The organism is Flaviaestuariibacter amylovorans, assembly GCF_039541815.1.
Lineage (GTDB): Bacteria > Bacteroidota > Bacteroidia > Chitinophagales > Chitinophagaceae > Flavisolibacter > Flavisolibacter amylovorans.
This window is the reverse complement of record NZ_BAABGY010000007.1, coordinates 122,394-143,542: the sequence shown is the minus strand read 5'-3', so window position 1 is coordinate 143,542 and position 21,149 is coordinate 122,394. Positions and strand designations below refer to the sequence as shown.

At 56.9% G+C, this 21,149-nt stretch carries 31 protein-coding genes and 1 tRNA gene; 10 read left to right on the top strand and 22 right to left on the bottom strand.

Going from position 1 to position 21,149, the window contains the following annotated elements; all coding sequences use genetic code 11:
- Window positions 1–10: 10 nt before the first annotated feature.
- From ABD937_RS09070 to ABD937_RS08995, 16 genes are all read right to left on the bottom strand, one after another.
- Entirely contained in the window at window positions 11–727 is a 717-nt protein-coding gene (locus tag ABD937_RS09070) for a hypothetical protein (RefSeq protein WP_345255238.1), read from the bottom strand.
- Between the two features lie 2 nt (window positions 728–729).
- On the bottom strand, window positions 730–1,152 hold the full coding sequence (locus ABD937_RS09065) for a hypothetical protein (RefSeq protein WP_345255236.1): 423 nt from the start codon (window positions 1,150–1,152) through the stop codon (window positions 730–732).
- Window positions 1,153–1,185: 33 nt separating this feature from the next.
- Window positions 1,186–1,542: a hypothetical protein gene (locus ABD937_RS09060; RefSeq protein ID WP_345255233.1), complete on the bottom strand. Its 357-nt coding sequence runs from the start codon at window positions 1,540–1,542 to the stop codon at window positions 1,186–1,188.
- 30 nt (window positions 1,543–1,572) lie between these two features.
- Window positions 1,573–2,355 (bottom strand): hypothetical protein, encoded by a 783-nt coding sequence (locus ABD937_RS09055; protein ID WP_345255231.1) that lies wholly within the window; start codon window positions 2,353–2,355, stop codon window positions 1,573–1,575.
- Window positions 2,352–2,792, bottom strand: a complete 441-nt coding sequence (locus ABD937_RS09050) for a YopX family protein (protein WP_345255229.1) — start codon at window positions 2,790–2,792, stop codon at window positions 2,352–2,354. The genes ABD937_RS09055 and ABD937_RS09050 overlap by 4 nt, the downstream gene beginning before the upstream one ends.
- A gap of 262 nt (window positions 2,793–3,054) precedes the next feature.
- Window positions 3,055–3,951, bottom strand: coding sequence for a recombinase RecT (locus ABD937_RS09045; protein WP_345255227.1), 897 nt, complete (start codon window positions 3,949–3,951; stop codon window positions 3,055–3,057).
- Window positions 3,952–3,960: 9 nt separating this feature from the next.
- Window positions 3,961–4,272: a hypothetical protein gene (locus ABD937_RS09040; protein WP_345255225.1), complete on the bottom strand. Its 312-nt coding sequence runs from the start codon at window positions 4,270–4,272 to the stop codon at window positions 3,961–3,963.
- 74 nt (window positions 4,273–4,346) lie between these two features.
- On the bottom strand, window positions 4,347–4,526 hold the full coding sequence (locus ABD937_RS09035; protein WP_345255223.1) for a hypothetical protein: 180 nt from the start codon (window positions 4,524–4,526) through the stop codon (window positions 4,347–4,349).
- Between the two features lie 30 nt (window positions 4,527–4,556).
- The gene (locus ABD937_RS09030; RefSeq protein WP_345255221.1) at window positions 4,557–4,790 is read right to left on the bottom strand and encodes a hypothetical protein; all 234 of its coding nucleotides are present in this window, start codon (window positions 4,788–4,790) and stop codon (window positions 4,557–4,559) included.
- Window positions 4,791–5,175: 385 nt separating this feature from the next.
- Window positions 5,176–5,258: transfer RNA gene (locus ABD937_RS09025), tRNA-OTHER, on the bottom strand.
- A 164-nt stretch (window positions 5,259–5,422) separates the two neighbouring features.
- On the bottom strand, window positions 5,423–5,800 hold the full coding sequence (locus tag ABD937_RS09020; protein ID WP_345255220.1) for a hypothetical protein: 378 nt from the start codon (window positions 5,798–5,800) through the stop codon (window positions 5,423–5,425).
- A 31-nt stretch (window positions 5,801–5,831) separates the two neighbouring features.
- Complete coding sequence (locus ABD937_RS09015; protein ID WP_345255219.1) at window positions 5,832–6,092, bottom strand: hypothetical protein; 261 nt, start codon at window positions 6,090–6,092, stop codon at window positions 5,832–5,834.
- A 5-nt stretch (window positions 6,093–6,097) separates the two neighbouring features.
- Entirely contained in the window at window positions 6,098–6,523 is a 426-nt protein-coding gene (locus ABD937_RS09010; RefSeq protein ID WP_345255217.1) for a hypothetical protein, read from the bottom strand.
- Window positions 6,524–6,575: 52 nt separating this feature from the next.
- The gene (locus ABD937_RS09005) at window positions 6,576–6,749 is read right to left on the bottom strand and encodes a hypothetical protein (RefSeq protein ID WP_345255215.1); all 174 of its coding nucleotides are present in this window, start codon (window positions 6,747–6,749) and stop codon (window positions 6,576–6,578) included.
- Window positions 6,750–6,794: 45 nt separating this feature from the next.
- Window positions 6,795–7,034 carry a hypothetical protein gene (locus ABD937_RS09000; protein WP_345255214.1) on the bottom strand — a complete coding sequence of 80 codons (240 nt, stop codon included), beginning with the start codon at window positions 7,032–7,034 and terminating at the stop codon, window positions 6,795–6,797.
- A 42-nt stretch (window positions 7,035–7,076) separates the two neighbouring features.
- The gene (locus ABD937_RS08995) at window positions 7,077–7,319 is read right to left on the bottom strand and encodes a hypothetical protein (RefSeq protein ID WP_345255212.1); all 243 of its coding nucleotides are present in this window, start codon (window positions 7,317–7,319) and stop codon (window positions 7,077–7,079) included.
- Window positions 7,320–7,425: 106 nt separating this feature from the next.
- On the opposite strand from ABD937_RS08995, the gene ABD937_RS08990 reads away from it, so the two are divergent.
- From ABD937_RS08990 to ABD937_RS08975, 4 genes are all read left to right on the top strand, one after another.
- The gene (locus ABD937_RS08990; protein ID WP_345255210.1) at window positions 7,426–8,178 is read left to right on the top strand and encodes a S24 family peptidase; all 753 of its coding nucleotides are present in this window, start codon (window positions 7,426–7,428) and stop codon (window positions 8,176–8,178) included.
- A 15-nt stretch (window positions 8,179–8,193) separates the two neighbouring features.
- Window positions 8,194–8,928, top strand: coding sequence for an SHOCT domain-containing protein (locus ABD937_RS08985; RefSeq protein WP_345255208.1), 735 nt, complete (start codon window positions 8,194–8,196; stop codon window positions 8,926–8,928).
- A 336-nt stretch (window positions 8,929–9,264) separates the two neighbouring features.
- The gene (locus tag ABD937_RS08980; protein ID WP_345255206.1) at window positions 9,265–9,792 is read left to right on the top strand and encodes a GAF domain-containing protein; all 528 of its coding nucleotides are present in this window, start codon (window positions 9,265–9,267) and stop codon (window positions 9,790–9,792) included.
- Between the two features lie 81 nt (window positions 9,793–9,873).
- Window positions 9,874–10,638 (top strand): class I SAM-dependent methyltransferase, encoded by a 765-nt coding sequence (locus tag ABD937_RS08975; RefSeq protein WP_345255204.1) that lies wholly within the window; start codon window positions 9,874–9,876, stop codon window positions 10,636–10,638.
- A gap of 323 nt (window positions 10,639–10,961) precedes the next feature.
- On the opposite strand, the gene ABD937_RS08970 is transcribed toward ABD937_RS08975, so the two are convergent.
- Window positions 10,962–11,345 carry a DUF3037 domain-containing protein gene (locus ABD937_RS08970; protein ID WP_345255203.1) on the bottom strand — a complete coding sequence of 128 codons (384 nt, stop codon included), beginning with the start codon at window positions 11,343–11,345 and terminating at the stop codon, window positions 10,962–10,964.
- Window positions 11,323–12,111 (bottom strand): HipA family kinase, encoded by a 789-nt coding sequence (locus ABD937_RS08965; protein WP_345255201.1) that lies wholly within the window; start codon window positions 12,109–12,111, stop codon window positions 11,323–11,325. Before ABD937_RS08965 ends, ABD937_RS08970 begins: the two co-directional genes overlap by 23 nt.
- Before the next feature lie 267 nt (window positions 12,112–12,378).
- On the opposite strand from ABD937_RS08965, the gene ABD937_RS08960 reads away from it, so the two are divergent.
- Window positions 12,379–13,722 (top strand): DUF2130 domain-containing protein, encoded by a 1,344-nt coding sequence (locus ABD937_RS08960; RefSeq protein ID WP_345255200.1) that lies wholly within the window; start codon window positions 12,379–12,381, stop codon window positions 13,720–13,722.
- Here ABD937_RS08960 and ABD937_RS08955 read toward each other — a convergent pair whose 3' ends face one another.
- Together ABD937_RS08955 and ABD937_RS08950 are read right to left on the bottom strand one after the other, a co-directional pair.
- Window positions 13,723–14,982: a zinc dependent phospholipase C family protein gene (locus ABD937_RS08955; protein ID WP_345255198.1), complete on the bottom strand. Its 1,260-nt coding sequence runs from the start codon at window positions 14,980–14,982 to the stop codon at window positions 13,723–13,725.
- Window positions 14,983–15,014: 32 nt separating this feature from the next.
- Window positions 15,015–15,641 carry a 4'-phosphopantetheinyl transferase family protein gene (locus tag ABD937_RS08950; protein WP_345255196.1) on the bottom strand — a complete coding sequence of 209 codons (627 nt, stop codon included), beginning with the start codon at window positions 15,639–15,641 and terminating at the stop codon, window positions 15,015–15,017.
- Window positions 15,642–15,708: 67 nt separating this feature from the next.
- Between ABD937_RS08950 and dcd the strand changes: the two genes are divergently transcribed.
- On the top strand, window positions 15,709–16,245 hold the full coding sequence (gene dcd / locus ABD937_RS08945) for a dCTP deaminase (RefSeq protein WP_345255194.1): 537 nt from the start codon (window positions 15,709–15,711) through the stop codon (window positions 16,243–16,245).
- Between the two features lie 276 nt (window positions 16,246–16,521).
- On the opposite strand, the gene ABD937_RS08940 is transcribed toward dcd, so the two are convergent.
- Both ABD937_RS08940 and ABD937_RS08935 read right to left on the bottom strand, forming a co-directional pair.
- The gene (locus ABD937_RS08940; protein ID WP_345255192.1) at window positions 16,522–16,995 is read right to left on the bottom strand and encodes a TspO/MBR family protein; all 474 of its coding nucleotides are present in this window, start codon (window positions 16,993–16,995) and stop codon (window positions 16,522–16,524) included.
- 196 nt (window positions 16,996–17,191) lie between these two features.
- The gene (locus ABD937_RS08935) at window positions 17,192–18,283 is read right to left on the bottom strand and encodes a DUF3810 domain-containing protein (RefSeq protein WP_345255190.1); all 1,092 of its coding nucleotides are present in this window, start codon (window positions 18,281–18,283) and stop codon (window positions 17,192–17,194) included.
- Window positions 18,284–18,385: 102 nt separating this feature from the next.
- Here ABD937_RS08935 and ABD937_RS08930 point away from each other — a divergent pair, with 102 nt between their 5' ends.
- The 4 genes from ABD937_RS08930 to ABD937_RS08915 all read left to right on the top strand — a co-directional run bounded on the left by ABD937_RS08930 (window position 18,386) and on the right by ABD937_RS08915 (window position 21,145).
- Window positions 18,386–18,940: a YceD family protein gene (locus ABD937_RS08930; RefSeq protein WP_345255189.1), complete on the top strand. Its 555-nt coding sequence runs from the start codon at window positions 18,386–18,388 to the stop codon at window positions 18,938–18,940.
- Window positions 18,941–19,036: 96 nt separating this feature from the next.
- Window positions 19,037–19,225 carry a 50S ribosomal protein L32 gene (gene rpmF, locus ABD937_RS08925; protein WP_345255187.1) on the top strand — a complete coding sequence of 63 codons (189 nt, stop codon included), beginning with the start codon at window positions 19,037–19,039 and terminating at the stop codon, window positions 19,223–19,225.
- Between the two features lie 72 nt (window positions 19,226–19,297).
- Window positions 19,298–20,224, top strand: a complete 927-nt coding sequence (plsX, locus tag ABD937_RS08920) for a phosphate acyltransferase PlsX (protein WP_345255185.1) — start codon at window positions 19,298–19,300, stop codon at window positions 20,222–20,224.
- Between the two features lie 45 nt (window positions 20,225–20,269).
- Window positions 20,270–21,145 (top strand): hypothetical protein, encoded by an 876-nt coding sequence (locus ABD937_RS08915; protein WP_345255183.1) that lies wholly within the window; start codon window positions 20,270–20,272, stop codon window positions 21,143–21,145.
- The last annotated feature ends 4 nt before the right edge of the window (window positions 21,146–21,149 follow it).

Sequence of the window (21,149 nt, the reverse complement as noted above, 5' to 3'; positions counted from 1 at the left end):
AGAAACGGGATTACTGCGTGATCACCACGAAGCCCTCGCAGGCTTCGAGCTGCGCGTTGAAGATTTCATCCGTGCGGCGCTGCATCAGTTCGTGCAGCTCCACCGATTCAAACCAGAAGCGAGCACCACCGTCGGTCACGTCGAGGCAGATCTCCACGCGAAAGCGCTCAGGATCCTCGCCTTTGAAAACGGGGATGTTCAGAATGAACTCGGTCGGCACGTTCGTGTTCACCGTCTTCTGAAGGTTGTTCGTTCGGTTGCCTCGGGTATCGCTTGCTTGCTGCATGTCCGTGCTCGCCTGGGCATTGAAGGCCATGTAAGAGGCGAGGAGGCTAGCGTGCTTGTCCGCGTCATTGTCGAACCAGACCTTATTGAAGCGGATCAACTTCACCAAGGCTTCACGGGTAAACGTGGTGGTCGTGTTGATGCCGAATTGCTTCAGCTCGTCGGAAACTTCGAGGCGGGCAACCACTTCGGCGCCATAAGCGTCTTCGGGATCGAGTTCGAGGCGGATCGTGAGGTCCTTTTTGTTCACGATCACGATGGCTTTGGAGAGGTCGACATTCTGGTGGCCGTGGCCACTCTGCCGGCGTACGCTCAGAAAGTCCGATACTGCGGTAATGTTGCCGGCGATCCTGATACTGCGCGGCGGCTTGGGCTCGAGGGCGACCCCTTCCCGGATGACGATCTCGCCTGCCGGAGCGTTGATTTGGAGTTCTGTTTTCATGATTATCCGTTTGCGGTTTTAGGAATAGTGAAGAGGACCTGGCGGCGCTCGTTCGGGCGAAGGCGACGCGATCCTACGAGCTCGCCGTTCTCGTCGTAGGTCTCCATCATACCTTCCTCGTGGTTGGCCATGTGATAGAGTTGTCCGAACACTTTCGCCTGGCGGGTTTTGATCTCGGTGAGCAGCGCCTTGTTAGCCTGCGCCAGCGGATCCATATCACGCTTGAATTCGGCCATCACTTCTTTTTTTTTGTCCTCCATTTCGGAGAGCTTGATGGCGTTGTCGGTGAGGGTCTCGCGTTTTAAGTCGAGCTCCTCCGGGGAGAGCGGCTTGAGATACTCGGTCACTTCGATGCTGTCAGCGTTCTGCTGCATCAGCTGTTTCCTTACTTCCGGGGAAACGTCCGGCATGAAAACTTTGCTCATGGGCTTTAATTATTGGGGGTTTGATGTAGCGGGTTAGAAATCGTTGTCGAAATCATCGGTGTCACGGCCAACAGGAACCTCAGCACCCATGCCGAGGGAGAGGCGCATCTGCGTGTTCTTTTCGAGCATGCTCTTCACGTCCCACGACTCGATTGGCTTTGACTGCAGGCGCTCCGCATAGGCACGCGCCGTTACTTCATCCACGGGATTGATCGCGTAGATAGCAGAGGAGCCCAGGAGGCGGGTGAAAGGCGGCTGCGTGGCCGTTTCAGGCACATCCACGCGGAGCATGTTGGTACCGGCTACGTTCTGCTCAGTGCAGCGGCCGGCAATCTTGGAGTGGCCGAAGAGTTCAACGACGCACCAGAGGTCGAATTTTTCCTGTTGCATATTAAAAAGGGGTTTTACCGAAGTCAGGAATTAGAGCGCGGGCACGGTTTTCGTTGCCGTGAGGCTGTAGGTTTTCAGCTCCTCCACGGGATCCAGCCCCATACGCTCGATGTTGGAGCGGAGCTCGCCCTCATAGTCGCCCCACATCTCGGCGAGCAACTGGCGGCACTTCGTGATCCGCTCCTGGAGCTGCGCGATCTTCTCCTCGCAGTGCGCCACATCCCATACACGGAAGCGAGCGAAGAGCGGCATGCCGTCGTAGTTGTTGCGGTAGCGCAGTTCGTCACAGGCCTCGAGGTAGTCGGGGTCCTCGATCGAGAGGTAGTTGCCGGCATAGAAAAGCTTTTTCTCCTCCGCCACGAGCAGGTGCTCCGGCATGTTGTTGAGGCAGTAGAACAGCGAAGCTTTCTCTTTTGCCCACAGCCACATGTACCCGCGCAGCTGCCACTCGTACTCCCAGGTGAGCGAGGCCTTGCCGAACGTGAACCGATCCCAGGCGTTCTTGATGTCGTACACGATGCCGTCCGGAGCAATGCAATCGGCCTCGCCGTGGATCCAGCCGTTGTGCTTCCGCTCTTTGTTCTTAACGAGCAGGCGGCCGGCATAGAGGGACGCATTGAGCAGCGTGATGCCGTCCTCCTCCATATACTTGCCTTTCTCAAAGTACTTGCTATTGATCTCCTTGCGTATGCCGTTGATCTCGCCGATGAAGAGCTCGTGCAAGTAGGTCTCGTTGGATTGCGTCCACTTGCCCGAAGGGCTCATGATCTTGCCGAGGGCGGAGCAGCGGAATTCGTAGTTGGAAAAGTTCATACGGTAGCGGTTGACGGGGTGATCAATTCGGGGTTCTCGTAGATGTTGCCGACCACTGTCATGGTCAAGACCACAGTCAGTAGAGCCCATCGCCAATTGTTATTTACACATCGGGCAACGTATTGCCCCTTTTCAAATTCCACGATGTGAGCAGGCCCCTTTTCGGTTCGGATGATATCCCCCTCGTAGATCTCGCGGCCACTCCATTCCAAGGGCGTCTTGCCGCTGCGTGTCCAGGCGTCGCATTCGGCCTCTGACAGTTGCTCCCATTTGGTCGCATCCTTGAGTCCGGTGTACTGCATGAGCACTTCGCCATCTATGCCGGCCATGTTTTGAGGAGGTACTTTGACGCCGCCGCCGCTTGCTGCCGAATACATCGTGTGGACGCCTTGCATGCGCCCGTCGCGCCACATCCTAAATTTTATTTCCCTGTTCATTTAAGTAGGTTGAAATGGGCAACTGCCCAGTGAGAAAAGGTTTTGAACGTCTTATTGATGGCCCTAATCTGCCGAGACAATCCTTCTTCGCCGCTGATTACCGGTATCGAGTGTGCTTCGCAATACATATCCATGATGAACTGCTGCAGCTCATGATCTTCCACCGGCACCCCGCGCTTGATGAACCATCGCTGCAGGTGGTAAGCTGCGTGATGGTGCCGGTCGGAGCTTAGGTGAGGATTGGGCAAGCATCGATCGTACATCACGTTGCTTTGAGGTCAAGCACCTTTTGGTTGTACGTCGCCTTCAGGTCCTCGTCGAGCGTAGAGGGATCGATGTCTTCGAGCTGGGCGAGCGTCGTGGCCGCGCCGATGAATTCGGCGATACGCTGGCGCTCCTTCTCGGCGCTGGCCTCCTCGGAGGTGGGCGTAGTGTTGTCGATATACTCCACGTCGAGCGTCTCGGCGTCGCGGATGATGCTTTGATCAGCCAGAGCGGCAGTCTGCATCTCGATGGAAAGCGGCGCGAACTTGGAGAGCAAGGCCTTCAGCACGGTCTTCGTGGCCATGGCGTCGAAGTTGTCCTGCCACATGCCGAAGCCTTTTTTGAAGGTCTGCGAGTACTTCTTGCCGTGGGCGTTGAGCTCCTCTACGGTAGCGTAGAGGGTCTTCTCGAAACCGTTGAGCAGTTGGAAGGAAGCGGCATAGCCCACGATCTTCGTGCCCTTCTTGGTGAAGTCGAACCGAAAGCCGGTGAGCGGGTTCTGCTCGACGATCTGGCCCTCGTAGATGGGCGTGGCTGCGATCGTGCGGAACTGACCGGAGCGCTGGGCCAACTGGATAAAGCCCTTGTACCCCATCTGGAACTGCGCCACATCGACGTACTGGCCGTTCTTCTTTTGCTTGTACGGCACGATATACGCAAAGCCCAGGTTATTGTTAAGGGGAAGATCCAGGGTGGCTGCGACCGCCGCTGCCTGATAAATACTGGTCGGGTCGCAGTTACGGAGCAGGTCGTTCTGGGCTACGATCTGGAGCACGGAGGTGATGAAAGCCGGGGCGCGCTTGCCGAGCATCTCGGCGAACTTGGCCTTAACGTCCTCGCGGGAGAAAAGGCCTTTGACGCCTTGGGGTTGGGTTGTTGTGAGTTCTGTGGACATATTACTGATTTACTGAGTGATGGTTTGCGTGAGCGAAGCGTCGTGCTGACGGGCGAAATGGCGGATCGTAGCCTCTTCGATATCGTCGAGTTTCTCGGTATAGGCTAGCAGATCCTTTACGTCCGCGCCGTTCCAGGCGACGGACTCGAGGTCCACGCTGTAGCGCTCGTACACGTCGATCGGTGATGCACTGGGATCGAAGTAGCCGACGAAGCCGATGTGCAGCTCGCCGATAGTCTCCTCAACTATCTTGAGGTCGCGTACGATCTTGTGCTTGAGCGGCAGTATAAATACCTGCTCCTTAAATTCTTGCTTTTGCATAACTTTATGCTGATTAGTAAATGATCGATGTAAAGCCCCCGGTGTCGCGCTGCAAGCTCACGGGGGCTTTGCTTTTACTCCTCTCCCTCCCCTTCGCCTTCTTCCTCGTTCTCACCAGGCGGCAGGTCTGCCGGAGGTGCGCCAGCGCCTTCGTGGGGGATGGTGCTTTCGGCAGCGGGGGCCGTTGCGGTTTCAGTGTCGGCAGTAGATGTGTCCTGCTGCAGATCTTCGTCGTGCGTACGGTTCTCGTCCATGGGTATTACCGGGTGCCAGAGCCGGCGTGGTTAAATCTTTGTGCTGTCGATATTGTAGTCGCCGCGCAGTTTGAATGCTGCGTGCTCGTCGGGCATGGCATCATCCATCTTCCGCAGTGCGCTGGAGAGGTCACGCAGGCCGGTGCGCATCTGGTTCCAGGTGTTCTTCTCAGAACTGAGCGCAGCATCGCGCAGGCCGCCAGCGTTGTCGTAGAGCGCTTCGATCACGGCGATTTGGATTTGAACAGCTTCGCGATAAGTCATTGTTGGCCGGTGACCGTAGCCGGTGCGGTTTAAAGAAGGTGGCTGCTGCGGGAACTCGTGTATAGTAAGCGGGTGTAGCCCGTTGTCTTGGTGCAGCAGCCAGCCGGTACAGGTTTACTTCATAATTGATAGCCCTCCTGCAGCGGCCTGATATCGTTAAGCAGAGTAGTTGTAGAAACACTGGGGTAGAAACCCCGGTGTGTTGCAACCAAAACTAACTGCATGTGAAATCGTCAAAGAGCGTTGAAAGATGCCGGTCTGTTCCCGGCTGTCAAACCGCTCCACACTCGCTGGAGCACTGCCTTATGAGGTTTCCCCCACGTCACGGAATTGCACCGTGTCCTTCACTCGATCTCGGTTAGCGAGCAGAGTTGCACTGCCTGCGTGGACCCCACGGAATCGAACCGCGATCTTCGACTGCGGAACCAACCAACCGCAACCGACGCTCTACCATTGAGCTATAGGCCCTTCTACCTTCACCGCCCAAACCTGCTGCACGGGGAATCCCTTTGGATCGATGAAGGTGTGCAGCCTCAGATTGGTGTGCTCGGCTGCCACGCACGTATGTTGAGTCAAAGAACTTCGGAGAGAAAGGCCAGCGTCGACACACCAGCCGGGTCGGTAATGCTTGCTTATGAAAAGAGGTTGACTACCATAGCGCCGTTCCTGCGCTTCGCTTCCCGCTCCAGCATCCGGAAGGCCTTGGCAGTGATCTGTGACCGCAGCCCGTCCGGCGCCTGCTGCACATCCTGCAGCAGCTCCTCGACAATCTGGCGGAAGATCTTGTTACCGGGATCGGGACCAAGCAGCAGCGGATGGTAGGCCGCCATTTTGATCTTCGTGAAGTCGGATACCATCAACTGCATGTGCAGCTCCAACTCCCAGGCGTTCAGGTCGCCCGGCTCGCCTTTACGCACGTTGCGCATCGGAGAGCGCCGCCCAGCAGCGATTACGACAGCCATCAACGCGACAATGAAAAAGATCTCAAGCGGTGTAGGTTCGGTATACATCTGGATGGATTTAAGAAGTTGCGGGGTTCGATCAATACAGTTTGCGAACGAAACGGGTGGAGGTCCGTACCGGGCAACGGCCGCGAATTTGTCGGCGCGTCAACGCATCTTCACGCATCACGTGAATCAGCAACAGCATAGAAACAAGGGCGAAGCCATATATAACGCGGGCTATCCGGGAATCGAGATTGTAGATGTCTTCGGAAAGAGTCACCTTAACGGCTTGCCTCTTGGGGCGCTCAGCTGCGACCGGAGCGATCGGCGCGTAGAAGGTCGGGGTAAGCAGTGCCATGGCAGTTAGAAGTGGTGGCGCTCGGCGATCTTGCCGCCAGGGATGCCGGTGATTAGGATGATGTTGAAAGCGATGCCGCTGTAGCAGGGGCGCATCAGGCGGCCTGCGATCTGCTGCTGCAGGCTGTAGGCGGACAGCTCGCGGCTGTAGTCCAGCGATGCGGCATGCTTCACCGCCGCCTCTTCAAGCTTCCAGGCGCTGCCTACAGCTTGCAGGTGCTTCCAGATGCATTCGGTGCCGTTACCGGTCGTTACCTTTTTGATCTTCACGCCGAAGGAAGGGCCGGCGCCAGGGAAGCGGTTAGAGGCGGTGCGAATAGCCTCAGCATGGATCACGTACTCGACCTGCTCAGCCTGCACCTGAAGCCCGGCAGCGATCGTAGCGAGCGGCAAAGTGCACCGATACGTGAACTTTTTTTCTACCTTTGACATCGTAGTTGATTTTGATGTTATCGAAGCCCGCAGCTGAACCCTGCGGGTTTTTTCATTTCACGCGGGTGATAGGGATAGACCACTCACGAAGCACCTGACCAACTTCGAGTTCGTCAATAGCATCAGCCAGGCGAGCGAGATCCTCTTTGTCCATACCATCATAGTTGGCAGAAATGATTTCACCGAGCGTGGCTTCGTGACCGTCTACTTCAAAAAGGCGTTTCATAACAGTGTTGATTTTGATTGGTTTTTATGAACTCTGCGGGATCTTCTATGAGGCTACTTTCAGGTGGCGCTTGTTGTTCTTAGCGCGCATCTCGGCCCGGATCTCGGCCTCGCGTTCGACGCTCACTTTTCCCCGGGGGGAGCTGACCGACGCCCCCACGGCCCCGGTCAGCAGTTGCTCCTCTAGCTGAGTAGCTCCTTCAAGCGCTGCCTGAGCATTGGCCAGGGCTGTCTGCGCACTGGCTTTGATCACGGCGAGCTGCTTCAATATTTTTTTGGAATCCATAACAGAGCGTTGGGAAGGTTTTAAGAGGTTGTGTCGGAATCTTTACGCCGCTGCAAGCTCTCGCTCCCGCTCCTCGATGCGTCTCCGGAAAACCCGTATGAGACCGACCGCCGTATCCAAATCCTTACCCTTGCCCTTTAGGTAGATGAATACAGTCTGCCTGGAACCGATCTGCAATTCCTGCATCGCCGCCTTCCTGTCTGCTGTAGTCACCTGTGCCGCAAGCGCTACCAGTGTAGCGTTTGCTTTGTCCAGTTGGGTGATATTTGTATTTTGTGCGTCCATTGGTAGTAATATGGGTGTCGTGTGTCTGTAAATCTGGTGTAAAATTACAGTCCAATTTCAGACCACAAAATATTTCTGAAATTTTTCTGTAACTATTTTTGCAACAATGTCGCAAAGCGAAGAAAATTCAATAGGGGAAAGGCTTTTAGAGGTTCTGGCGGTACTTAAGCGCAACCGGAAGCTGAAAAATGACATGGACTTGGCCGAGCTGGCGGGCTATAGAACTGCATCGGCTATTACAGAAATGAAGAAAGGAAGGATGGAAGTTTCAGAAAAATTACTGGATGCGTTACAGAAGAACTTCGCGGTCAATCCAGATTACATCCTCTTGGGAGAGGGTTCGATATTCAGTAACGAGGAGCAGCCAGCGTCTTTCATCGAAGCACGTAGGAATGCAAGTGTGAACAAGGATCCATCAATGGTTCCTTTTGTTCCGATAAAAGCGCAAGCTGGCTACATACGGGCATACGATCAAACGGTATTCGTGGACACGATGGAGAAGTATGCGCTGCCCCCTGGCGTTAATCCGCATGGGGCTGTTTGGCGATACTGGGAGATTGAGGGAGAAAGCATGGAGCCGGCATTTTACAAGGGCGACATTATACTCACCAGCCAGGTGCATCAAATGGACTGGGAGAACCTCCGCAATTTTTACCTATACGTGATTGTGACCGAAGACAAGGTGATGCTAAAAAGGGTCTTTTGCAAAACCGCTTTTGAATGGGTGCTGATCAGCGAAAACGAGGAGCAGTTCCCACAGCAGCTGATTACCATTGACAAGGTGAAAGAGGTCTGGGTTTTCAGGAGGAGCATCTTGAGCAATGCCAAGCCGACCAAGGTTTTCGAGATTAAAGTGTAACCAAATACCAACTATATGAACATCTGGATCATTGTTGCCGTTGTCGTCGTACTAGTCTTTGCTTTATGGGTTCTCATCGCCGGTAGTACAGCTGCCGCCGATCGCGAACAGGCCTTGAAAGATGAAATAAAAAGGCTGGCTGATGAAGGCTTCACCTTTACCAATATTGCTTCAATGGGACATAGTGCCCTTGCCTGGGACACACAGGCTCGAAAGTTGGCAATCATTCGAACCAATGTCAACAAAGGCTTTAGCACCATTGTAGATTTCGATACGATACGCAACTGCGAGATTGTTAAGAATGGTCAAACCATAACGTCAAGATCGGCTACCAGGACGATCGGAGGAGCCTTGGTTGGAGGCGCCTTAGCGGGCGGCGCAGGGGCCATTATAGGTAGCTTTTCAGGAAGCACAAAAAGCGAGGAAAAGATCACTGCACTGGGGTTAAAAATTTATTTCAACAGTTTAGAGCGCCCGTCTGAAACTTTCCCATTCATCGACGACCTGACGTTAGAATCGGAGAAGCCTGAAAGAATTCGGGTTGCGGAACTTTGGGCAGACAGAATTATGGCCGTGGTGAGTGAACGCGACATTGCTGCTCAAAAAGAATTAGCTGGAACTGTTAGGCCACAACTGCAGGCCCCAATCAGTCAGGCCGATGAACTCAAGAAGTATAAGGAGCTGTTGGACAGTGGCGCGCTCACCCAGCAAGAATTTGACGCGGCCAAAGCCCGAATTCTACAAGCGTAGTATCGTAGAGTGCGCAGCTTTGCAAGTTTTTCAAAGCCGCTAAAAATCGTACACAAGGCATTTGCGCAACCCACCTCCCAATCAAAACCCCATCCGCCAAAACCCGCTACCAGACTGAGTTCTTAAAATTCGCGCCTCAAACCGGGCATTCTCAAAATCTGCCATTGGCAACAATGTGCCGGTTCGATTCCGGCCCGGGGCACCCATTGGTGCGAACGCCCTGACCTTCGGTCGGGGCGTTTTGCTGCCAAGCCCGGCAGCGCTGCCGTAGCAAGGTTGCGCTTTAACCAGAAATGCATTCGTGTAACTTGCATGGAAACTACCCTTAACCCAAGCATGGAAAATTCGTTTGACCGGAACATCATCCCCCATAACGAGGAGGCAAGGCAGGAGGCACTACAGCGGTATCAGCTGACCCAGGGACTTCCGTCAGGATATTTCAACAACCTCGCCCATATCATCGCGCAGACCTTCCAGACGCCCATCGCGCTGGTATCGCTGGTGCATGCGGACCAGGTCGAGTTTGCCGGCAACGTGGGCATGGAAGATACCGCCTCGGCACCCCGGGGCATCAGCCTCTGCTCGCTCGCCATACTGGAGGAGCATCCAACCGTGATACCGAACGCACTGCAGGATCCCTGCGTACTCAGTAACCCGCTCGTCACCGGCGACTTCGGGCTTCGCTTTTATGCGGGGGCGCCGATCGTGACGACCGACGGGCTGCCGCTGGGCACGGTATGCGTGGTGGACAGGGAGCCGCGCAACTTTACCGACACAGAACGTACGATGCTGAAGGAGTTCGCACGCACGGCCATGGAGGAGATCGAGATCCGTCACCGCATGCTGTATACGGGCGCAGCCTGAGCCCTTCGGCGCCCGGGCAGCCCCGGCACGCAAAGCCCTGATGCCGTAATCATACTGGCACTTTTGCCGTAAATTGCGCCGATGAACAGTCCTTACCAGCCGGAGGCATACTGGAACGAGGTGGCCGGGCAGATCGCCGGCCGCTCCGATGTGCGCGTGATCGCCGGTGATGATGAACCTTATTACCGCTACAAGCGCCGGCGCTTCCTGGAACTGCTCGACACGCTCGACTTCAGCGACCGCTCCGTGCTGGAGATCGGCTCCGGCCCCGGGGGCAACCTGGCGTATTTATACGGGAAAGGATACCGCCGCCTTGCAGGCGCCGATATTTCCGAGCAGATGATCGCCCTTGCAGGTCAGAACCTCGCAGGCAAGAACATCCCGATCACCAAGACGAATGGCCGCGACCTTCCGTTTGCCGACGCTGCCTACGACCTCATCTTCACGTCCACCGTGCTGCAGCACAATACCGATGAGGCCCAGCTCCTGCACCTGATGGGCGAGATCGCCCGGGTCGCGAAAAACGAGGTGTTGCTGTTCGAGCGCATCGAGTCGCGCATCAAGGGCCACGAGAGCTGTCTTGGTCGCCCGGTATCCTATTACGCCGGGATTATGAAACAGCATGGGTTTGAGCTCGAGCGGACGAAGGCCCTGCCCCTGCAGGCGAGCTACTATACCTGCGGCGCCATCCGCAAGCTGTTCAACCCTCGCACCCGCAAAGAAGGCGAACCGTTTACGAAACTGGCGCTCCTGCTCGAAAACGTGACCCTGCCCGTCACGCGCCTGCTCGACCAGGTCATTCCGAGTAAAAGAGACGTGATGCTGCTGCACTTCAAAAGGAAGTAGGCCTCCTGTCCCCGCGAGCTGGCAGGGAACGCAAGTCGAACTTTCCGTTCTTCAATTGTGCTTTTCTCAAAGGTGTTTTATACGAAAGCCCCGACTAAGTCGGGGCTTTCTACTTCAGGAGGATTGAATAGAATACCCGAGCATTTGAATACATGAGCAAACGAACAATCGAGGGGGCTGGCGCCTGCTTTCTATTCTGCTTCCTGTATTTATTTGCTTGTATATTCTCATTTCCGCTCCCGGCGAAAAGAATGGTCGATAGTATAAGTACAGCCCCACCCTAGGTTCTCCTGCCAGCTGGCGGGGACAAGGGGACGGTGGACTCACAAAACAAGTTCCCTGTACAGGCGGTCCAGGGTTTCTACGGGGTCGTTGCAGAGGCCCGGGTGTACTTTGGAGCATTGGAGTACCGTGCTGCGGGTGGCGGTGAGCCAACGAAAGCGGGAAGCGGCGTCGAGGGCAGCAATCGGCCCGGCCCCTGGCTCCCCGTGGCAGATGCGGGCGAAGGCATCGAGGAAGGCACCTATGTTCCCCGCATCGGCGGCGGGAGCCAGCGCCAGCAGGCGCCGCTCGTCGAGGTGAATGCGCACTTCCAGCGAGCGCCGCTGGCGGCAATACAGCACCACGCCCACATTGAGGAATTCCTCACGTTCTACCCGTGGTACCGCACGGAGCACCGCGTATTCATAAAGCAGCGTTCCGGGCATGCAGGGCTTCGTTTACAAAGTGAGAAGAGGTAGCGATGCGCTCGTTGAGGAAGGCGGTATAGGCCGCCCGCATGGTTTCGGGATCTTCTTCCGGGAACGCCACCTGCAGCCATTCGGCGGGGAGCAGGCCGGTTACCGCGGAAATACGGTCGGGTGTCAGCAGGGCGCGGCCTTCGGCGTCGGCTTCCGCGAGCCGCGCCGCCTGGGGCAGCAGCACATGGTCTTTAACGGGCGTAAACGGACGCGAGGCCTGTCCGCTGAAATCGGCGCCCGCGTGGTGGAAGTAAAGAGCGGCACCATGGTCGATGAGCCAGAGCTCCTTTTGCCACATCAGCATATTGGTATTGCGCGCCGTACGGTCCACGTTCATCAGCAGGGCGTCGAGCCAGACGATGCGCGAGGCTTCCTCCTCCCCGACCGGGTTTACCGCGGGATCGTAGGTGAGGGAGCCGGAGAGATAGTGAAGGCCCATGTTAAGCCCTGCGCTTGCCTTCAGCAGGTCCTGGATCTCCTCGTCGGGCTCCGTGCGGCCAAAGGCCGGGTCCACCTCGGCGAATACGAGCTCGGGCACCCGGAGGCCCAGGAGGCGGGCCACTTCGCCACCCACCAGCTCTGCGATCAGGGCCCGCACGCCCTGTCCCGCACCACGGAATTTCAATACGTAGAGGAAGTCGTCGTCACCCTCGGCCAGCGCCGGCAGGGAACCTCCCTCGCGCAGCGGCGTAACGTAGCGGGTAACGTGAATGGTGCGCAGGGTGAGCGACATAGGGGCAAATGTAATGTGCTAATGGGGTAATCGGGTGATGGGGTAATGGGAGAATGGGATGATGGGGGAATGGGGTGATGAATTTCATGCGATAACGTGGACCCGACGCTTTGGCCAGGAAACAGGCCGGAGCGTCCGCAACACAGCGAATGGACAAATCGTTGCGAACGGCCCCTTCACGATTGACGATTCACGATTGCCGATTTTATCCACATTGCTAAAAAGCTTAGTTCTTCTTCCGTACTTTGCCGCAAACCGCATCCCTTCATGCCTACCCATATCAACTGTCCCAGCTGCAACTCCAAGATCGACGTGGACCAGGTGCTTTCCGCCGACGCCGAGCAGCGGATCAGGATCCAATATGAGAAAGAGCAGCAGAAGAACGTAGCTGCCCTTGCCGCCGAGAAGAAGAAACTTGAAGATGAGCAGCGCTCCTTCGAGGAGAAGCGCCGGCGTGAGAACGAGATCTTCCAGGAGAAGCTGAAGGCCGAAAAGCAAAAACTGGATGAGGCGATGAAGGCGGAAAAGCAGAAGATTGAGCAGGAGTTCGTTGCGGAAAAACGACGGATCGAGAGCGAGCTGCAGCAACAGCTGAAGCAAAAGATCTCGGCGGACTTTGAAAACCAGCTTCGCCTGCTCCAGGATTCGGCTACCGAGAACGAGGCTAAGCTGAAGGAGGCGCGCCGCAAGGAGCTCGAGTTCCTGCAGCGCGAGCAGCAGTTGAAGACCAAGGAAGCCGAGCTCGAGATAGAGTTACAGAAGAAATTGCTCGCCGCGCGCAACGAGCTTGCCGAGCAGATCCGTAAAGACGAGGCGGAACGCATCCAGATCAAGGACAATGAGCATGCATTGAAGATCCAGGAGCTCGAGAAGAAGCTGGAAGACCAGCGCAAGCTCGCCGAGGAGATGAAGCGGAAGGCCGAGCAGGGATCGATGCAGCTCCAGGGCGAGGTGCAGGAACTGCTGCTCGAGTCGCTCCTGCGCGAGCACTTCCCGACCGACACGGTGAGCGAAGTGGGTAAAGGCGTGGAGGGGGCCGACTGTATTCTTACGGTACAGAACCGCCTCGGCCAGGAAAGCGGCAAGATCATCTTCGAAAGCAAGCGTACCAAGGCCTTCAGCAACGGGTGGATCGACAAGCTGAAGACCGATATGCGGGGCCAACAGGCCGACGTGGCCATCCTGGTGACCTCGGTGTTCCCGAAGGACATGCACTGCTTCGGTGAGCGCGACGGCGTCTGGATCTGCACCTTCTCGGAGGTGATCGCACTGACCAACGCCCTGCGGCACACCATCCTGCGGGTGTCGGAGGCGCGGAAGTCGGAAGAGAACAAAGGCGACAAGATGAACCTTCTTTACGGCTACCTCACCGGCACCGAGTTCCGCCAGCAGATCGAAACGATCGTTGAAGGCTTCCTGTCGCTCAAGAACAATATCTCCCGGGAGCGCATCCAGATGGAGAAGATGTGGAAGGAGCGCGAGAAGCAGCTCGAGAAAGTGCTGATCAGCACCTCGGGCATGTACGGCTCCATCAAAGGCATCGCAGGCGCCTCTATCGGCTCTATCCCGCTGCTGGATGATGCGGAGGAAGCCACCGCCCTCGAAGAGTGATCACCTATGCGTGACCGCTGCGTTCCGCAATGCCCGAAACGCCGCTTCGAGGCGGGCGGCGTCCCGATCAGTGAGCTGGGAAGCCGGAGCTTCTTTCCCGTAGAAATCCAGGATGTTTTGCCGGAGGGGACCGTCGAGTCCTTTGAAACCATCGTCGTACAGGCGGAGCAAGAGCCTTCTGTAAGTGTCGTCGGCGAGAGCATAGCCTCCTTTTTTTGTCGGCTCGCCCGTATCGAAGTCGTAATTCGGTATCGAGGGGCGGCCGGAATGGACGATGGCGGCCATATCCCTGCCGAGGAAATGCGTCACCGTATCGAAGCTTTTTACAAACAGCTTTTCCGCTTCCCGCCCCGGTACGCGGAACTTTAGCGGCTTTAGGGGGCCCACCTTCGGCAACAGCCAGATCAATCCGGCAAGCATCCGTACACCGAACCCGGGACGGTCCTTTTTTCCGCCGAAGGCTTTCTGGTATTCCTTGCGGCGCATCCGGTAAGCAAAGCTGCGGGCCGTAACGCCGGGCCGGGCCGCGCGGATCTCCGGCTTCCGGTTTTGCCAGGCGGCCCGGGTGATGAGCGGGAAAAGACTGCGCACGCAAAAACGAAGCGTGTTCACCGACCGGGCAAACTGCGGGTACACGTCTTTCAGCTCGAGTCCATAGGTGCTTCTGAAGGCGCGCCCCAGCAGGCTGTCTTCCACCCGGAAGCCGATGAAATCGTGGTACGCCTCGGAGGCATAGTTGCCGCGTGCGGTTTGCAACACATCGAAGCCGAATTCGACACGCTGGTGCGCGATCGGGTCTTCTTCGTAGGTAACACTCCGGCGGTCGTGGTGGTGTTTCGGGTAAACGATCGGTACGGATTGGTTGGTACCGATGCCATGCCCCCAGCGGTCAGCATGGTAGTGACTAAGGACCCCGAGCGCAAACGCATATTCCTGGATGCTGTGGGCTTCGCGGAGCAAGGCTTGCACAAAGTCGCCGCTCCGGGTATAGTGCACGAGATTCGTAAACAATTTACTGCCGCCCGGGTAGTAGCCGATGTCGGGAGTGAGTGCCCCTCCGTAGGCGGCTGCCCGCGCTTCCTTCCAGGCATCGGCGCCTGCATCCGGGAACCGGGCCCGCAGCAACGGACGCATGCTGCTTTCCCAAACCGCATCGATGATGGCCTGGTGGGTAAGCACGGAATAGGCCTCCGCCCGGGCGGGAGCGAGCAAGAGTGCCAGGAACAGTGCAATCAGCGGCAGGCGTGGACTGGAGGTCATACCACAGCTGTGCAAAAATGAAGCCCATCCGGTCAGTCCGCAATGAAGCTCAGGCAAAGCCCATCAAAAAGGCGTCCCTGTGCAATGAGTGGCTGCTCCAGCTCCTTTCCAAACCGGAGACCTACGGTGAAGTGACCGTCTGCGTCTAGGGACAAAGCCTGCACCGGCATGTCGGCGCGGAAATCCACGTTGCCTTTCCCGTACCACTTGAACGCCGCTTCCTTGGCGCTCCAGACCAGGGTAGCCAGCTGCACGGGCGCTAAAACATCCCCGGGGGCGGCAATACGGGCCTCCTCCCCTTCCGACAGGAATTTATGGCGGATGCGCTGCACCTTGTTGGTGGGGAGCTCGATGTCAATGCCCACGCGGCGCACGGGGCTCACGATGGCCGCCGCATAGTCGCCGCAATGCGACACCGAGAAGTGGAAGGCCTCGTCGTCGAGAAAGGGTTTGCGGGTATCGGCGATCCGGATCAGGTCGAGCGGGAATTCCGGGCAGAGCAGGCGAAGCAGGTAGCGGCCCGCGAGGTGCTGCCGCCGCTTGTGCGGGTGGGTGATGGCGCGCTGCAGGGGCACGTCGAAGAAGGCCTCGTCCTCGGTGAGGTGCCATACCGCAAGCTGCGTGTCGTTATCCACCGCCTGTTGATAAAAGAGGGGCATCCGGAAGGTTTCGTTTATTTGCGGCGACCAAAGTACGCATAACTTACGCCCCAAAAACCAGCGCCGCATGATCCTGTCCGACACACGTATCCTGGAAGAGATCGACAAAGGCACGATCCTCGTGCGCCCCTTCGACCGTGCCTGCCTGGGCAGCAACTCCTACGATGTGCACCTCGGGCGCACACTGGCCACCTACAAGAACCATATCCTCGACGCCAAGGTCCACAACGAGATCGAAAGCTTCGAGATCCCCGACGAAGGCTTCGTGCTATACCCGCATATCTTCTACCTCGGCGTCACAATGGAGTACACCGAAACCCATGCGCACGTGCCCTTCCTGGAGGGCAAATCATCCACGGGTCGCCTCGGCATCGACATCCATGCCACGGCCGGCAAGGGCGACGTAGGCTTCTGCGGCCACTGGACCCTCGAGATCTCCGTGAAGCAGCCGGTGCGCGTGTATGCCGGCATGCCGGTGGGCCAGCTCATTTACTTCCCCGTCGACGGCGAGATCGAGATCGCATACAACAAAAAGGCAAACGCCAAGTACAGCTACCAGAGCGACAAACCGGTGGAGTCGATGATGTGGAAGAATAAATTCTAGCCCCGGCCCCCTGTCGCCCAAAGGGGGAACTTAGACCGAGGCTTTCCCTACCTTAGTTGTCATTCCTAAAAAGGATAATAATCAACATTCAATGCTCAATATTCAAATGGATTCTCCGTGAGCATTGAGCGTTGAACATCAAGCCTTGCATACGTTGAAGTAGAAAGCCCCCGACTGTGTCGGGGCTTTCGTATGATACAACTTCGAAAAAAGGTCGAAACAAGAAAGGTAAGTCCCACCAAAGTTCCTCCTTCGGGGACAGGGGGCCGGGCCGCGCTAGCGGTTCATCAGGTAGATCGCGTAATTGAGAAAGCCTGCAAACGTGACCCAGGCGATGTAGGGCAGGAGCAGCCAGGCGGCTGTTTTTTGCATGCGCGAGAAAACGTAGATGGTCAGGAGGAGGAACAGCCAGAGGAGGGCGAGGTCTACCAGCGCCGTGCCGATCATATGGGCCCGGAAGAAGAGCAGCGACCAGCAGAAATTGAAAAAGAGCTGTACCGACCAGAGCAGGATGCCGGTGCGCTTCAGCGAAGTATTGCGCGCGTTCTTCCAAACCAGGAACAGGGAAATGCCCATGAGCACATACAGCAGGGTCCACACGGGCCCGAAGACCCAGTTGGGCGGGTTCCAGGACGGTCTCCGGATCTCCTGGTACCAGCTGCCGGTACCGGTTACCGTAAAATAGGCACCTGCCGCCGCCACGGCCTGCGGCACCACGAGGGAGATCAGCAGCTTCCATCCGTTTTTCATAATTGCTTCAACAAATAAACGGCGGTAAAGATCCAGGAAGATTTGGGATCTCAGATCTTTGATCTCAGATGTAGGATCTTTGATCTCGTGTCCGGCATAAACAGATTCAGCGGTGTGTTCTCCATACAGCCCATCCGCACATCTTCCCTTTATTTTCTTATTAGCATATGAGCATATTAACCCATTAGCACATTCCCTAAATGGCTGCTTCCCCGTATTTTCTCATATAGGCCAGGAGCCAGAGCACGACCTCGTCGTAGGTTTCAATGCCGTGGGCCTGCTGGTTCATTTTGAGGTATTGGTCGTATACCCGCGATACGAGCGGCTCCATCCGGTTGCGGTGGGCATGCAGGTAGGCAAGGTAGGCCCGGTAGTCTTTCCGCACCTGCGGATGGGCCGTACGCCGCAGCGCGACCGCCTTTAAAGGGTCGGCGGCCGCGAGCTCGCGCAGCGTATAGAGGTACATCTCATAGTAGGCGGAATAGCGGAACTCCGGATCGGTAGAATGGCGCGCCGCCAGGAAACCCACGAAGTTGGCCTCGTTCTCCTTTCCATAGCCGAGCTGGTGCGCCACCTCATGACAAGCCACGAAGGGCCGGAGGAACACGGGAACAGCGGTATTGACCTGGGCTTCGCCGGAGAAAGGGTTGTAGTAACCGGTGAACCCAAAAAGGTGGCCGACACCAGAATAGAGCGATGGCTTCAGGCAAGGGTTGCGGTAGCGCAGGAAAGGGAAGCGGCTTTCCGTGTTCCGATAGCTCGCTATGGTGCCGGCGAACAGGGAGTCGTTGTGCTCCAGGCGAAGGCGCCGTAGCGAGTCCACCCGGTCGCCCCAGGTGCAGAGGCGCGCCTGCAGCAGCTCGGCCAGGGCCTCCAGGCGGGCGGTATCTGCCCGCGCCGGTAGCAGATCGAGCTGCCGGGCGATGCCCTCCCGGCTGTAGTTGAGCCCCCAGAAGGCCTGGAACACGAGGTAGACGATCAGCCCGCCTTTGAGCCCCCGCACCAGGAGCGGCCACCCGAGCCGGGACCGCAACTGCCGGCGCCAGGCGCTGCGGAAGAGCCGGAACAGCCCCCAGGCGATTAGGGCGCCGGCGGCGAAATACAGCAGGTCGCCGAGAGAGAACGGAAGGGGAGAAAGAACGGCGCGGAGGGCACGGCTGAAGGGCGGATAGATCCCGTTGCTGTACATTTGCTCTACCCGGGCGGGGCTTTCCGCGAAGATCTTGAAGGCCAGCACCAGCCCAACCAAAAGGAGCAGCCAGGGATCGCGGAGCGGGTGTTTCTGCATGAAAAGGAACCGTATTCGTTAAAATTCTTGGGGCAAAATATGCCATTTTGACCTTTTTGCCTTACCTTTGCGCTCCGAATTTCATAGACTTAAATACGGAGCATGCATCACCGGCGGGAGTTTGAAATAGCGTTTGTAGGACTGAAGCCCGGGATCCATGAGTTCCAGTACGCGGTCGATGATTCGTTCTTTGAGGAGTATGGGGCGCAGGATTTCCGCGCGACGCAGGCCCAGGTAAAACTGTTCCTGGAGAAGAACACCGGCTTTATGCGGCTGCGCTTCGAGGTCGGCGGAAAGACAGAGGTCAACTGCGACCGCTGTGCGGCGGACCTCCCCTTCCAGTTGTTCGACGAGTTCAACCTCACCGTGAAAATGGTGGAGGAGCCGGAGCTGATGAACGACCAGGAAGAAGACCCGGACGTGTACTATATCTCGCGCGGCGAAAGCCACCTGGATGTGAAGGGCTGGATCTACGAATTCATCAACCTGAGCATCCCGATGCAAAAGACCTGCGAGTTCGAGAACATGGACGGACCGCACTGCAGCGCCGAAGCCCGCAAGCTCCTGAACGAGCTGCGGCCCGACGACCACAAGGAGAACCCGCTCTGGAAAGGCCTGGAGAAATTCAAGGACCTCGACGAGGGCGACAACAAATAAAGATTCAAGTAACCCGTGAAGCGGTGGAAAGCAGACATTCGTTTACACCACACCGTTACTCACGATACCGATAACACAGATATAAAATAACGAGTTATGCCTAATCCTAAACGCAGACATTCGCAGCAGAGAAGCGCCAAGCGCCGCACGCACTACAAGGCTTCCGCTCCCACGCTTTCCACCGATAAGACCTCCGGCGAAATCCACGTGCGCCACCGCGCCCACGTGAGCGAAGGCAACCTGGTGTACAAAGGCCAGGTAGTAGTTGAAGGCTTCAAAAAGTAAGCGGGCAACATTTTTACACATCCATAGTTCCACTGACCGGTGGAACCATGGATTTTTTATTTTTGGCGCTGCATGAAGATCGGAATTGATTTAATGGGTGGCGACCTCGCCCCCCTCGAAGCGGTCAAAGGCGTACGGCAGTACCTCGCGCAAAGCCCGGAGGCGCACCTGCTGCTGCTCGGCGACGAGGCCCAGGTAGCTCCCCTCCTCGCGGAGCACGACCTCCCGGCCGGCGCCTACACCTTCGTGCACACCCCCCAGGTGATCGATATGCATGAGCACCCGACGAAGGCGCTCCGGGAGAAGCAGCGCTCTTCCATCGCGGTCGGCTTTCACCTGCTCGCCACCGACAAGATCGACGCCTTCATCTCGGCCGGCAACACCGGGGCCATGCTCGTCGGTTCCCTTTATTCCCTGAAGCCCCTCGAAGGCATCCTTCGTCCCACCATTTCCACAATCATCCCCAAAGAGAACGGAGGCACCGGCCTCCTCCTCGACGTGGGCCTCAATTCGGACTGCAAACCCGAACAGCTCAACCAGTTCGCACGGATGGGCTCTATCTATGCCGAGACCATCCTGGGCATCGAAAATCCGCGCGCCGCCCTACTCAATATCGGGGAGGAAGAAAGCAAGGGCAACCTGCTCGCACAGGCCGCCTATCCCCTGCTGAAAAGCAATCCCGCTCTGAATTTCACGGGCAACGTGGAAGGCCGCGACATCCTGCTCAACCGGGCCGACGTGATGGTGTGCGACGGCTTCACGGGCAACATCATCCTGAAGCTGTGCGAATCGCTGTTTGGGATCACGCAGCAGAAAGGGATCGACCACGACTACTTCCAGCGCTTCAATTTCGAGAACTACGGCGGCACCCCCGTGCTGGGCATTTCCAAGCCCGTCATCATCGGTCACGGGATCTCCCGGGAGCACGCATTCCACAACATGATATTGTTGGCACAGAAAATGATTTATACAGGAGTAATGCAGCAGATGTCGATTTGATCTTGTGAGGCCGGGCCGCTGCAGACACACCTAAATCATACAACCGTGAAACACCTCCTTTCCTGCATGCTTGTAGTATGCAACGTGTCCCTGCTGTCCGCACAAAACCTCGAAACCACAACCCTGACAGCAACTTCTTCCAATGCCGCTTTTGCACCCGTGACCACCGCCCTTGCCGTTGAGGCGCCGGCTACTGAAAAGACCGCGGCTAAAAAATCCTTCAGCTTCTCCCAGCGCAAATCGTACTTCCGCCTCGGTGAGCGCGTGGTGGCCCTCCAGCGCCAGGTTACCGAAAAGGAAACCCCCTTCGTACTGGTATCGCTGCACAACAACGAAAACAACGTTTCTACCGTTGCCCGCAAATACATCGCTGAGAACGGCGGCGAGTTCTTCGAGCTGCTCAACGGCGGTGAGCGCGATATCGTATTCACGCTTTTCGAAAAGGAGATCAACGTGGATCCGAACTGCATCTTCACCCCGAGAGGCCGCAACCAGGACCTTTCCATCAACCGCAAGACCGACATCGTGATCTCGCACCAGATCAATGGATTCGCGCAGTTCATTCTCAACGAGCTTCCTCACGAAAAAGCACTGGTGTCGCTCCACAGCAATGCACCCGGTGAGTACTCGATGGACGATTACAAGAAAGGCGGCGACCGCTTCCGCGATGCCTGGATGATGCACCGCAACCCGGCACAGCCCGCGTCCGATTTCTTCGTAACCACCAGCCGCCCCGTGTATGACCTGCTGAAGGATAAGAACTACAACGTAGTGCTGCAAAGCAGCCGCTGCGGCGACGACGGCTCACTGGCAGTATTCTGCGGACGCACGCGCCGTACCTATATCGGTATCGAAACAGACCGCTCCAACAGCGCCGCGCAGGAAGAGATGATCCGCGTCGTGTCGAGCCTTTTCGAATGAACAG